Source organism: Paenibacillus sp. GM1FR, from assembly GCF_002803315.1.
In the GTDB taxonomy this organism is placed as follows: domain Bacteria; phylum Bacillota; class Bacilli; order Paenibacillales; family Paenibacillaceae; genus Paenibacillus; species Paenibacillus amylolyticus.
Genome location: NZ_MKZL01000011.1, coordinates 236,782 through 249,738 on the forward strand (window position 1 = coordinate 236,782; position 12,957 = coordinate 249,738).

General features: G+C 44.3%; 12 protein-coding genes and 3 tRNA genes. 12 read left to right on the forward strand and 3 right to left on the reverse strand.

The window, feature by feature from the left end; genetic code table 11:
* Window positions 1–43: 43 nt before the first annotated feature.
* The 7 genes from PAEAM_RS07000 to PAEAM_RS07030 all read left to right on the forward strand — a co-directional run bounded on the left by PAEAM_RS07000 (window position 44) and on the right by PAEAM_RS07030 (window position 4,529).
* Window positions 44–117: transfer RNA gene (locus PAEAM_RS07000), tRNA-Met, on the forward strand.
* 56 nt (window positions 118–173) lie between these two features.
* Window positions 174–247, forward strand: a tRNA-Ile gene (locus PAEAM_RS07005).
* Between the two features lie 182 nt (window positions 248–429).
* Window positions 430–852, forward strand: a complete 423-nt coding sequence (locus PAEAM_RS07010) for a hypothetical protein (RefSeq protein WP_036614795.1) — start codon at window positions 430–432, stop codon at window positions 850–852.
* Window positions 853–1,088: 236 nt separating this feature from the next.
* The gene (locus tag PAEAM_RS07015; protein ID WP_100527075.1) at window positions 1,089–2,645 is read left to right on the forward strand and encodes a tetratricopeptide repeat protein; all 1,557 of its coding nucleotides are present in this window, start codon (window positions 1,089–1,091) and stop codon (window positions 2,643–2,645) included.
* A gap of 489 nt (window positions 2,646–3,134) precedes the next feature.
* A complete protein-coding gene (locus PAEAM_RS07020; RefSeq protein ID WP_100527076.1) occupies window positions 3,135–3,809 on the forward strand; it encodes a hypothetical protein in 675 nt (224 codons plus the stop codon).
* 116 nt (window positions 3,810–3,925) lie between these two features.
* On the forward strand, window positions 3,926–4,039 hold the full coding sequence (locus PAEAM_RS07025) for a YjcZ family sporulation protein (protein ID WP_082219140.1): 114 nt from the start codon (window positions 3,926–3,928) through the stop codon (window positions 4,037–4,039).
* Between the two features lie 160 nt (window positions 4,040–4,199).
* Window positions 4,200–4,529, forward strand: coding sequence for a DUF1904 family protein (locus PAEAM_RS07030; RefSeq protein WP_036614785.1), 330 nt, complete (start codon window positions 4,200–4,202; stop codon window positions 4,527–4,529).
* A gap of 41 nt (window positions 4,530–4,570) precedes the next feature.
* Here PAEAM_RS07030 and PAEAM_RS07035 read toward each other — a convergent pair whose 3' ends face one another.
* The gene (locus tag PAEAM_RS07035; RefSeq protein ID WP_100527077.1) at window positions 4,571–5,794 is read right to left on the reverse strand and encodes an MFS transporter; all 1,224 of its coding nucleotides are present in this window, start codon (window positions 5,792–5,794) and stop codon (window positions 4,571–4,573) included.
* Between the two features lie 126 nt (window positions 5,795–5,920).
* Entirely contained in the window at window positions 5,921–6,142 is a 222-nt protein-coding gene (locus PAEAM_RS07040; protein ID WP_165789848.1) for a hypothetical protein, read from the reverse strand.
* 294 nt (window positions 6,143–6,436) lie between these two features.
* Between PAEAM_RS07040 and PAEAM_RS07045 the strand changes: the two genes are divergently transcribed.
* Both PAEAM_RS07045 and PAEAM_RS07050 read left to right on the forward strand, forming a co-directional pair.
* Complete coding sequence (locus PAEAM_RS07045) at window positions 6,437–7,585, forward strand: sensor histidine kinase (protein ID WP_165789849.1); 1,149 nt, start codon at window positions 6,437–6,439, stop codon at window positions 7,583–7,585.
* A 109-nt stretch (window positions 7,586–7,694) separates the two neighbouring features.
* Window positions 7,695–8,177 (forward strand): NucA/NucB deoxyribonuclease domain-containing protein, encoded by a 483-nt coding sequence (locus PAEAM_RS07050; RefSeq protein WP_076250799.1) that lies wholly within the window; start codon window positions 7,695–7,697, stop codon window positions 8,175–8,177.
* Between the two features lie 194 nt (window positions 8,178–8,371).
* On the opposite strand, the gene PAEAM_RS07055 is transcribed toward PAEAM_RS07050, so the two are convergent.
* Window positions 8,372–8,596, reverse strand: a complete 225-nt coding sequence (locus tag PAEAM_RS07055) for a hypothetical protein (RefSeq protein ID WP_017687353.1) — start codon at window positions 8,594–8,596, stop codon at window positions 8,372–8,374.
* 207 nt (window positions 8,597–8,803) lie between these two features.
* Here PAEAM_RS07055 and PAEAM_RS07060 point away from each other — a divergent pair, with 207 nt between their 5' ends.
* From PAEAM_RS07060 to PAEAM_RS07070, 3 genes are all read left to right on the forward strand, one after another.
* Window positions 8,804–9,253, forward strand: coding sequence for a general stress protein (locus tag PAEAM_RS07060; protein WP_100527080.1), 450 nt, complete (start codon window positions 8,804–8,806; stop codon window positions 9,251–9,253).
* A 232-nt stretch (window positions 9,254–9,485) separates the two neighbouring features.
* Window positions 9,486–9,571, forward strand: a tRNA-Leu gene (locus PAEAM_RS07065).
* Window positions 9,572–9,942: 371 nt separating this feature from the next.
* Entirely contained in the window at window positions 9,943–12,864 is a 2,922-nt protein-coding gene (locus PAEAM_RS07070; protein WP_100527081.1) for an insulinase family protein, read from the forward strand.
* The last annotated feature ends 93 nt before the right edge of the window (window positions 12,865–12,957 follow it).

Genomic DNA, 12,957 nt, shown 5'->3' on the forward strand with positions numbered 1-12,957 from the left:
TGGTGTATATTAATTAAGTCGCTGTTTTAATATTTCTTACTGACGCGGGGTGGAGCAGCCCGGTAGCTCGTCGGGCTCATAACCCGAAGGCCGCAGGTTCAAATCCTGCCCCCGCAATTTAGTTTCACTTGGATGATTCACAGCCATCATCTGCACGTTATACATTATGTCTAGGGCCCTTAGCTCAGTTGGTTAGAGCGGTCGGCTCATAACCGATTGGTCACAGGTTCGAGTCCTGTAGGGCCCATACTCTTAAAACCCTTGCCTAGCAAGGGTTTTTTTCTGTCTACATGTTAGCTTTGGAGGAAAAAGTATCTTGTTAATGGTGTCTTTCTAGTATGCCCTTTTTTTCGAATCACGATGTATGTCCATGCCATATCTCAAATCTCGCATATACTACCTTATCCCAACCCATAGGAGGTAGATTTCATGAGTCAATTTCTTGATGCAAGAACATCTCAGAATGCGAGTTTGGCTAACTCTATTGCAATACCAATCCTGGTTATTAATACACCACAATTATTCGGTCAGATTGGTCTTCAAACAGCAGGAGCAGGGGCAAACCCACGGGTACAATTCAAAGGAACGGTGTCTGTGCAACTTCCTTTGGCACTCGTTGGTGTAACCATTACAATTGTTAGGGGGACTTTGGCTACGGACCCTGTGATCTATTCCGCAACGTCTACGTTTAGCTTGAGTGTCCTTGCACCTCAGATTATTACGTTCTCTGCAGATGACTTCAACCCGCCTATCACACCTCAATTGACGTACACTGCATTTATCAGTTCCAACTTGCTCGGTACGATCCGTGTAGGCCCTGAGAACTTTGATGGAGCTGTATATTCCGACTAATGTTGAGCGTCCTTGCCTAAGTAAACTAGATCAATAGTCTTCTTAATTGAAAGGCCTCAAGGACCTGCCCTCAAAAGCAGGTTTTTTTCCTGTTGAATGGGAAAACTGAACTTCATCGAGTAGGTAGGGTTCTATGATATAATGCATTACAGAGATTGAATGGTATTGGACATCAAATAATACGTGAACATCTGAGAAACGTATGAAATTAGTGATAGAAAGCAGGTTTCCGTTTAATGACGTCAAATGAAAGTCAACGTTTTCGTTACAGTGAAGCTCCGGTATGGGATTGGCAGAGAGCTTATTATGAGCAGAAGGGGCTACAAGCTTGGACAGAGAACCAAGTCCCTCAATATATTACGAGTAATCCGATGATTGCCACGGCGTATGCAGAGATGATCTTTGGCTTTCTTCAGGACCTTTCGAACAAAGGAAAGATTAACGAGACCGTAACCATTCTTGAACTTGGAGCGGGTGTAGGGCGTTTGGCACATCAAGTTCTCCTGAAATTGCTTGAGTTAAAGGAATTTGCTGGAATACCTTTACCGCCTTTCAGATATGTGATGACGGATCTCGTAGCGGAGAATGTGCTGGGTTGGCAGGAGCATCCATCCATGCAATCCTTTATTCAACAAGGTATAGTGGATTTTGCACGTTTTGACGCTGTAGCGGATACGGAATTGAATCTGGTCGTTGCAGGCACGGTTATTCAGCCCGGTGATCTGAAACAACCGTTGTTGTTGATTGCTAATTACTTTTTTGACAGCATTCCACAGGAATTAATCTACATTGGGGATGGCGAGATCTATGATTGTGATCTGCTTGTACAGTCTCCGGATCGTCGTCTTGATCTTGAGCCCGCTGAGATGCTGAAGAACATGACGCTGAGTTATGAGTATCGCCGAGCGCCCGAATACAGTGCGGATAACTATCCGTATCAGGAGCTTATCACATTGTACAAAGAGGAACTGGAGGATTCGCATATTCTGTTCCCTGCAATCGGGTTGTCCTGTCTCGAACGGTTGAACAAGCTGTCACAGTCAGGTTATGTGTTGATTACCGCTGATAAAGGGGATCATCGCCTGGATAACTGGAAGTTCGCAGAGCCACCAGAATTTGTTCTTCACGGGAGTTTTTCTCTAACGGCTAACTACCATGCCATTCAATATGTTCTTGAACAGCAGGGCGCTCATACACGATTCACAACACATCATTATAAAGATCTGAATGTTGGGTGCATGTTGATGGTGGACGAACCCATCAGTTATGTGAACACACGTCTGGCCTACCATCGATTTGTTGAACGTTTTGGACCAGATGACTTTTTCAGCATGAAACAATGGGTAGACTCTCGAATAGAGAGTATGGAGTTAAAGCATATTTTACCGTTTTGGCGTCTGGGCGGGTATGATGCGGAGTTCTTGATTCACAGCGCTACCCACATTTCCAGTCTTCTTCCTGATGCAAGTGATGAGGAGATGCTTGATATTCAGTCTGGTATTCATACGATGTGGTCGTCCTACTATGTGATGGAGCAGCAAGGAGGTCTCGCATTTTTGGCAGGGCAGCTATTATATGAGATGTATATGTATGAGGATGCAAAACGGTTTCTGGAGATATCATTGGTTGCAGATCCGAGTAACCATAATCCAGCCGTCTTATACGATTTGGCTGTGTGCTGTTACGAACTTGAACTGGAAGAAGAAACCCTGTCATATACGCATAAAGTATTGGCTCTGGAACCTGATCATGAAGAGGCAGCAGCGTTGCTCCAGAGTTTTGAATTGATCTGAACGGAACAATTTTAGTATGTCTCCTGTATGTAAAATGTTGGTTATGGTTGTATATAAAATTGAAACTTATTTGGGGTGTAATCGTATTAATGGGATATTCAACCAATCATCTATTTCAACAGCAAAGGAGACAAAAACAAGAAAAAATCCTTATCCGTTGCATTATATCCATTAATGTGGGTTGTTGGTGCATTTAGCGTTCTGTCTGTTAATGCAAACAGTGCTGCAGGCAGCGCCCTCTTTGTGAAAGATATAGCTACAGATCGAAGCTATGATGGGCAGGCTATATATGATAGTATTGAACGTAGAAATGCCTAACTACATATCATTCAACTGTAAAGGTAATTGTGTCGTCGAGCAATAACATGAGAAACAATTACTCTTGAAGTGATGTACGATGAGCAGGAGTTCTGTCCGTACAACCTTTAAGCCGGTTTCGTACCTCATTCAGGTATGAACCGGCTTTTATTTATGAATGGGGGATACCAGATGAAGATTATTATTGGACAACCGAGGCTGGAACAGCATTTGCTGCAGCTTGAAGCCGAACTCAAGCAACATCCTGATGCAGATGTAGTATTCTTTCCTGAAGGTTATCTGAACCAGAATGTCGAAGACGCTTGCCGCCTGGCGGCTGAATATGGAACCATGATTGTATCAGGTCATCGCAGGTTGGACGAACGCCCGAAGGACCGATCGATCATCATCAGTACGGCTGGAGAGATTGTATTGGAGAAAGCTAAATATGCACCTGCTGAAATTGTTGAGGAACAGGGTTGGGTAATAAGCACTTTGTTGTGTGATGAGCTGATCCTGCAAGGATTTTGCAATGAGAATATAGGGAATTTGGACATTGTGATGCATTCTATTGGTGTGGGCATGTTCAGTGAAGAGCAGTACAGTGAGTGGGTCGAAGAGGCTCGGCAGATCGCCTTGAAGCATCAATGTATTGTCATGGGGACAAGCCATGCGGATGGTTCGTACCGTGATAGCGAGATATCCATTCCAATCGCGTATTGTATAACACCTGATGGAGAGGTTGTTCTGGCATCCCGAAGTGATACACGTACTCGTACAATCCTTCTGGACAGAGGAAATACAGACCCTTTACCTCAGGAGTCACAAGAAAAACAACTGAAAATTTCCATAGCCCCATCCGGTTAAATCAACGGGTATGAATCCCGGATGAATGGGCTGTTGAACTTGCCGATTCGCCCGGTCACTTGCACGGAATACGCATATGTTATGGCATACCTTGAAATTCAAAGGAGGCCAATCAAATGAGTCAAGTTGGATACGGTTGTTGTAATGCTGGTGGCGGATGGACTTCTACAAGTGCAATTCTTGTGCTTTTTATCCTGCTCGTGATCATCACAAAATCTTTCTGGCTGTAAGTCACGTATAGAAACGTGCAAACAGTGGGCTCCGCTGAGACTTCAGCGGGGCTTTTCCTGTTTATAAGAAGCAACATATGTCATCCATGACATTTGACAACTGAAAACAATGTGCTTAAAATCACATAAGAGACTATTAACAGAGATTGAAGGGATAGCAATGCCGTTTATTCGCTTTAAAGGATTCACAGGTCCTCAACTAGAGGAAGTTGTACCCCAAATTACAGAGCAGATGGCCCTAATTACTCATATTCCAAGGGAGAGAATGAAGGCAGAGCGTCATGATGTACAAGCGCTAACACCTTCTCCGGCTTCTATAGAGATTCTGATGTTTCAACGTGACCAGGAGATTCATAATCGGATTGCATCGTCGGTGCAAGCTATTTTGGAAGAAGCATATATGCCGGATGTGCACATTTTCTTCAATATATTGTCACCTACTTTGTATTATAAAAAAGGCAAACCGCTGACAGATTATCGATTGGATTGAGATTGTGAGGGACGAGCAGAATGTTGCTCGTCTCTTTTGATTTACATATTTTTCGTATGTTTAGCAATGGGATGGTTTCTGTGAACTCTGCTCAACGATAATGAGCATATCGCAGATACAATAAACAAGGCTCCACCGATAAGGTATACCCACCGAACGCCCAGTTGATCGGCGACTAGACCAAAGATACCTATGGATACACTCATAACCGTGGAGATCAGGACGCCATGGGTGGCGTATACCTTGGTTAGGGATTCGACAGGTACACTGTTCTGAAGCGCTGTCTGCTGAGCCACATCACGAATCTGATGAACTGGACCCATCAGTATGCATAACACCAGAGCGAGCCATGGCAGGTTATTTAGACCATAAACGACGGTCAGCAGGCTGAAGAGAAGAGAACCCATGGTCATACTAGCGATTAGATGCTTCTGAATACGTTTGGCTAGTGCAAGAGCCAGAATACCTCCAAGCATGGTTCCAGCAGCGTAACTCGAGTTCATGAGTCCCCACCAACCTTCTCCTCGTCCCAGAGCTTCTTTTGCAAAGGCCAGCGTAACAGCTCCGATCCAGATGGAACCCGCAAGTGCTTGGGCAATGTCCATAAGCGTAATCAGCCGTAATGATGGATTCTTCCAAAGTATACTCCAACCTTCCCTCAATACATTCCGCGATACAGCAGATTTCTGAGGTTGTTCTACATTCCGTGTGAGCGAGCCCATGGCAATCATGAAGATCAGAACGGCCCAGGACAGGCTTGTAGCTGCCCAGAAGGTCTGTGACGCCCCCCAGTTCATCACGGCGAATCCCGTCATGGCGTAACCGACAATGGTTACAGTCTGATTGGAGAAAGATAGTAGGCTATTTGCTTTTATAAGGTCTTCACCTTGAACCAATCGTGGCGTTAAAGTCTTCAGTAACGGAGTTTCCCAACCGTCCAAGAAGGATAGTACAATCACTCCGAGCAATAGAAGCGGCAGTTGTGAAATCAAGTGATTCAACGAAATGGCTATACAGGTCATGATTAATGTTTTGGCTATGGAAATGCTGATCAATAGTCTGGAGAATGGGAAACGGTTCACAAGTAATGGCAAAGTGAGACCGGCTATTATGCGTGCAATGATCTGAATAAGTGGAAACATTGCAGCAGAGAGTACCGATCCAGTGAGACCGTATATATACGTAGTAATGACCATGATATATATGACATTAATAAGCGAGAGCAGCGTTTTGGCGGCCCAGTACGGATAAAATGCGATGTTCATGCCAATGATGTCCTTTCCGAAACGATATATCTATATTACGGGCATTCTCATCATTGCACCACAAACAAAGTTATCATTTTCCCGTCATTTCACCACAAAAAAACTGCCCAACAGGGCAGTCATCTTCTAATGCTTATAATTCATGCCATAGCAAGTGTGAAGGCGATAAGCAACATCAGCAGGCTGGTCGTTCTGACCATATTCATATAAGGCCTGCTGGGTTCGGCTTCGCCCCGGGAAATCCAGCCATAGCGCAGATACCAGCCGAATTTTGGGAAACAGAGATTGATGATACAGAGTACCATGAATATAAAAAAGAGGGTTCTCATACCCATCTTCCTTTCTCACTTACATAACGGATCTTATTTTAACGTTTGCGTCTGGTAAAAAAGACTACAATCAAAATAATAATGATGATAATTAACAGAAATTTCATGTATGTTCCTCCTGGTGAGTCGTTAGGTTATTGTGGAATGTTAGTTATCAACTATTACCCATAAACCACATGACTTGAATAACTGTGTTACAATTAAAATATATTGATTTAATATCAACACATTCCGACTGGTTAGTTTTCTCTCCTTATAATGTACGATTGCAGAATATATAAACATTAATGTGTGTGAGATGAAGGAGGAAGGCATGAGCCAACATAATCAACTCTCATTACAATGGGAATTTATCATCTCGAAAGTGAAATCCTCCGTGACGGTGGTCGATGCTACCTTGCCTGAGCTTCCGCTCATGTATGTAAACGAACACTTTACCCAACTGACAGGATACACGTATGAAGAGTCTGTCGGACACAATTGCCGATTTTTGCAAGGGCAGGATACAGATCCCGAAACGGTAACGCAGATTCGTGATGCAATAAAGAAACAACAATCCATTAAGATTGATATTTTAAATTATACAAAAAGTGGTCGGAAGTTCTGGAACGAATTGAATATCGATCCGATCTTTAATGAATCCGGAGAGTGTTTATATTTTGTAGGCATTCAATACGATATTTCAGAACGGAAGTATGCTGAACAGCAGTTGAAGTTTGCAACTTCCATGGCTGAGATGAACAGCAGAGGGCAATTGGAATTCATCGGCAAGCTGAATCACGAGCTTCGTACCCCGCTTAACGGCATTATGGGCATGATCGAACTTGCCAGTATGGGTGAAACTACGGATGAGCAGAAAGAATATCTGGAGCTTGCACGTCAATCAGGTGAGGCGCTGCTGAACATCATTAACAACAGCCTGGATATGGCGAAACTGGGCAGAGGCAAAATGGATGTTGAAAACATTGAATTTCAGCCGTTGAAGCTGATCCAACAGATTGTGAAGACACATGAGCCTGCGGCACGGAATAAACAAATTCGTTTGCTCTGTCATGCTGATCTGAATGTTCCTGATGTGCTTATCGGTGATCCGCTAAGACTTCGGCAGGTACTGGATAATTTGCTGAGTAATGCAATTAAGTTCACGGAACAAGGTGAAGTGCAGTTACAGGTGGATGTGAGGCAACAACTGATGGATACCGTTGTATTGGTATTCTCTGTACGTGATACGGGAATTGGCATTCCTCAGCATCAGATCGAACAATTGTTTGATGCATTTACCCAGACCGACATCTCCCATGCGCGCCGATTTGGCGGAAGTGGTCTTGGTCTGACCATCTGCAAAGAACTGCTGGAACTGATGAATGGTCAGATTTCGGTGGAGAGTACAGAGGGGAAAGGTACACAGTTTGAGGTGACACTGCCCTTGCTGCGCCAACAGGCCATTCCCAATGTAGGATAATCAATCAAGCAGAACAGCCGGGCGGTCTCGGCTGTTTTTTTATTGTATTGGATTGTTTTACGAACGGGCGTTCTGTTATAATGCAAGTGTTGAATGGGGGAGACACAGCATGAGTAAGAGACGCACAAGAAGAAAGCGCAAAGGCAAACAAGGTTTCAAAAAGCAGGTTCTGACGCTGGTAGCAATGCTGCTGGTAGCCCTCTACGCCTGGGCTGGGGGAGAATGGCCCGAGGAGATACCTAATCCATTCGGTGGGACTAATAAGAGTGTAGACCATACCATTACGTTCCCTTCAGAGCGTTATCCCGAAACAGCCAACCATATTAAAGCTGCTATCAAGGCAGGGCATTCGGATGTATGCACCATTAATCGTAATGGAGCGGAAGGCAATCGGGATCTATCACTTAAGGGTGTTCCGGTCAAAAAAGGTAAGGATCGTGACGAGTGGCCCATGGCGATGTGCGCTGAGGGAGGAACAGGTGCAGATATCCAGTACATTACCCCGAAAGATAATCGTGGTGCAGGTTCATGGGTAGGGAATCAGTTAAGTACATATCCGGATGGAACACGAGTGAAGTTTGTAGTGAAGTAACAACAGGATATGGTTAGGCAGAAACAAGGATAGTAAGGCCATTGTTGTGAGGTCAGTGGCAGCGTGGTACAGGATAAGTAGAAGAGAAAAACCAGACGTGCATGCGTCTGGTTTTTTGGTGTAAAGTGCTGGCATAAATAGATCTAGTTAACGTATCTATACGGGAACTGGAGTTTCTAGGATTACAGAGCCGACTAAACGAGTTGCATTCCGCTTAAATGATGAGACCGGATGCTTAACAGACGCGTAACATGTTCCACCTCATCAAACGGTATCCACAGACTGCCGTGGACCGTACGTAAGGAAAGAATGGATGTATCAGCGGTACGCTCGGGAAATCCGGTTACCGTCTGACCGCTTGTATTACGAACCATGATCTGTTGCTTGCGCCGGATGGCAATTTCTACCTCTTTTTTCATAAGTCATTGCTCCTGATTATGAGATGTTAAATCCATATGTCAATGTTTTCAATGGTTAATTTGTCTTCTTTATCTAGTCTATCAGAACTAGGTATAGATTTCCAGAAGAGAAATCAACATTCTTCTAGGTGATTTGTCTTAGCTGTGGATGATCCGTTTTTGAATGGGGATTACGGGGTTATATTAGGGTAAAAGGAGGGGAACGGAATGACACAATTGATTATTGGGCTGGCCCGTACCGAGAACGAGGCTATAATTATGCTGAATAAGGTCAAAGAGGAAGGCATCAAGGATAAATATTTGGGAGCGGTGGCGAAGGAACAGCTTAATCTGGAGCTGGTGAGCGAAAAGACGGGGCTGCCCAAACCTTTGAAGGGTGCCGGAACAGATGGTGCCTTTGGCGCTCTGAAAGGCATATTGGCTGGTCTGGGGAAGCGAATGGATCAGACGATGTCGATTGGAAATGCAGTCCGTAGACTCGCTGGTAATGAGATTGGGAGTGAGACCGATGATTTGGTGCTTACACTGACTGAAGCGGGGATCTCGGAGGAGGATGCGCGGTATTACGAAGATTGGCTGTTAAAGGACCATATCTTGGTTATCGTGGAGTGCAGTGAGGAAGAAACGGCTCGTGTTCGACCTATTTTACTTTTTTAGTTTAATTTAAGGCTGATTTTAGGTTTCTTTAATGTTGGGGAGGTATTCTTATCTCACACCTCCCTTAATATAGATTGGTTTACCGGAAGTCCGGGACCGCAACTCGGACTTTCTAGGCACTGTGAGCTGACGCTTGCAGTGCCTGTTTCATTTTTTTATTTTTAATAAAAGTGTTGCAAAGTTAATTAGTTCATGGTAAGATATTTCTTGTCGCCAAGAAATACATAATCCTGCCGGGGTGGCGGAATTGGCAGACGCACAGGACTTAAAATCCTGCGGTAGGTGACTACCGTACCGGTTCGATCCCGGTCCTCGGCATCTTAAAAAGAAAGATCGTATGACGCTTGTTAACCAAGCTGCATGCGATCTTTTTTGTGTTCTTTAATATGAATGTCACTTCATTGCAGACCACATCACCATGTAGCTCATAAACATAAACCCTGCATAATACATATCAGAAGGTACATTTATCTGACTTTTATGAAGAGACGGAACAATGGTGTATACTATCTGTAGGCATATATTACCTTTACCTTGCTGAACGATATAGGTTCAACTACACATGTACACGATAACGGAGAGGACACCTGTTGTTCTGTCATCGGAGTGCCCGTGTAAATAAACATATTTGAACTTATGTAGAGTCACAAAACCAATAAAACAATCTTATGGACGGAGGACTCAAGTTTATGTTGAAACAGCTTAAGCCATACAAGGTGTTACAGGAGCGCAGAATCGAAGAACTGAAATCGGATGCGTATCTATTGGAACATCAGAAATCTGGAGCCAAAATTGTACTTTTGTCCAATCAGGACGACAACAAAGTATTCAGTATCGGTTTCCGTACACCTCCGGAAGATGATACAGGGGTAGCCCATATCCTAGAACACTCCGTGCTCTGTGGGTCCAAGAAATTTCCGGCCAAGGATTCTTTTGTTGAGTTGCTGAAAGGTTCATTAAATACATTCCTTAACGCCATGACGTATCCCGATAAGACGATCTATCCGATCGCCAGTCGTAATGATCATGACTTCCATAACCTGATGGATATTTACCTGGATGCAGTATTGAATACAAATATTTATGAGAATGAAAAGATATTTCTACAAGAGGGCTGGAACTACAACCTGACCTCTGCAGATGATGAATTAACCTACAACGGAGTTGTATATAACGAGATGAAGGGTGCCTTTTCTTCACCGGAACGAATGGTGCGCAGAGAAGTGCTGAACTCCCTTTTCCCGGATACCACATACTCCTCCGAGTCTGGCGGATTCCCGGAAGCTATTCTGAATTTAACGTATCAGGGGCTGCTGGATTTCCACACGAGATACTACCATCCTTCCAACAGTTATATCTATCTCTACGGGGATATGGATATGGAAGAGAAGCTGCAATGGCTGGATGAGAACTATCTGAGTGCATATGATCGCATCGATATTGATTCGGCCATTCAACTTCAACCTGCCTTTGCAGAACGGGTAGACACAGTTAAAACTTACTCTGCGGGAAGTACGGAATCGGAAGTGGATAACAGCTTCTTGACCTATAACGCGGTGATCGGCACAAGTCTGGACAAGGAACTGAACATTTCGTTCCAAATTTTGTTATACGCCCTGCTGAACGCTCCGGGAGCGGTGTTGAAACAGGCTTTGCTGGATAAAGGCATTGCGAAGGATGTCTACGGTTCGTATGATGACAGCCTGTATCAACCTGTATTCACTGTGGGACTGAAGAAGAGCAATCTGGCTAGCAAAGAGGATTTCCTGGGAACGGTCAAAGAAGTACTTGAGCGTGTGGTAAAAGAAGGCTTTGATCCAAAAGCGCTGCTTGCTGGCATTAACTCGTATGAGTTCAATCACAGAGAAGCGGACTATGGCAGAATGCCGAAAGGCCTGATCTACGGATTCTCCTCCCTGCAAAGCTGGTTGTACGATGAAGAAGCACCTTTCACTCATTTAGAAGCCAATGACGTATTTGCTGAACTGCGGACAAAAATGAACGAAGGTTACTTCGAGCAACTGATTGAGAAATATATTTTGCAAAACACACATACTTCCTTTGTGGCGCTTACCCCGGATAAGGGGCTGAACTCACGCAAAGAAGAAGCGTTGAAAGAACGTCTGAAAACCATTCAAGCCGGTCTTAGCGAGGAAGAAGTTCACACGTTGATTCAGAAAACGGAGGCACTCGCTGAGTATCAGAATACACCTTCAACCAAAGAGCAACAGCAGGTCATTCCGACGTTATCGATTGAAGATATTGAACCGAAGGCCTCTACGTTGCATCAAACGGCGAACCAGGTCGACGGAACAACCATTCTCCATCATAACCTTTACACCAACGGAATTGGTTATCTGAGACTGTTGTTTGATATCAAAGAAGTGCCACGTCATCTCCTGCCGTATGCAGGATTGCTCAAGAATGTACTGGGTTACGTGGATACTCAAAACTACTCGTTTAATGAATTGTCCAATGAAATCCATATCCATTCGGGTGGTATTCATAGCGGGATAGGATCTTATGCTAACGCGCATAAGCACAATGAATTCAAGGCGACCTATGAGTTCAACGCAAAAGTGTTGTATGACAAGCTTGGTTTTGCCTTTGATATGATCAAAGAAATCGTGTTCACATCCCGATTCGATAATTCGAAGCGGTTATATGAAATCATCTCCCAGATGAAAGGTAACCTGCAACGTAATCTGATCAATAGCGGACACTCTGCGGGAATCGGCCGGTCTTCGTCCAAACATTCAGCAGTTGCCGATTTCAGGGAAGCTGTAAGTGGCATTGCCTTTTACCAGTGGCTTGAGGATCTTCAGGCGAATTTTGAGGCGAGAAAAGAAGAGTTATCTTCCAGTCTGCAAGAGTTGACGGGGTATATTTTCAGACCGGAGAATTTGCTTGTTAGTTATACTGCCGATGAGCAGGGATATGAAGGACTGGAGCAACAGGTATCCGACCTGAAAGCGAAGCTGTTCACACATGAGGTTGCCAAGGAAGAGTTTACGTTCACACCGGCTACTCATAAGGAAGGATTCCGTTCCCCGTCAGAAGTGCAGTACGTGGTGCAAACGGGCAATTATATCGACAAAGGATACCAATACACCGGTTCTCTACGGGTCTTGCAGGGAATCCTGTCTCTGGATTACTTGTGGACCAATATCCGAGCCAAAGGTGGAGCTTATGGCTGTATGTCAGGCTTCAGACGGAACGGAGACAGCTACGTTGCATCGTATCGTGATCCGAACCTGGATAAAACGTACAAAGTATATGAAGAGATACCGCAATATTTGACCGATTTCCGGGCAGACGAGCGGGAAATGACGCGTTATATCATTGGTGCGATTCAGGATCTCGATACGCCTAGAACGCCTTATGGCGAAGGAGCATTCTCTCTGGAGTGTTATCTGTCGAATGTGACTGAAGCGGATCTGCAACAGGAACGTGACGAAGTGTTAGGCACGAAGGAAAGCGACATTATCGGTTTTGCTGAGCTTTTATCGGCCGTACTTGAACAGCAACAGCGCTGCGTGATCGGTAATGAGAACAAGATTGAGGAACAGAAACAAATGTTTGACGAGACGCTGGATTTAATTAAAAACTAAGCGTTAGTCTCGTTTATTCCACGATCCAATAAGCGTCAAAGCGAAAGGCACTTTTATGAGCTGGTTTCAACAGCTTATAGAAGTGCCTTTTCT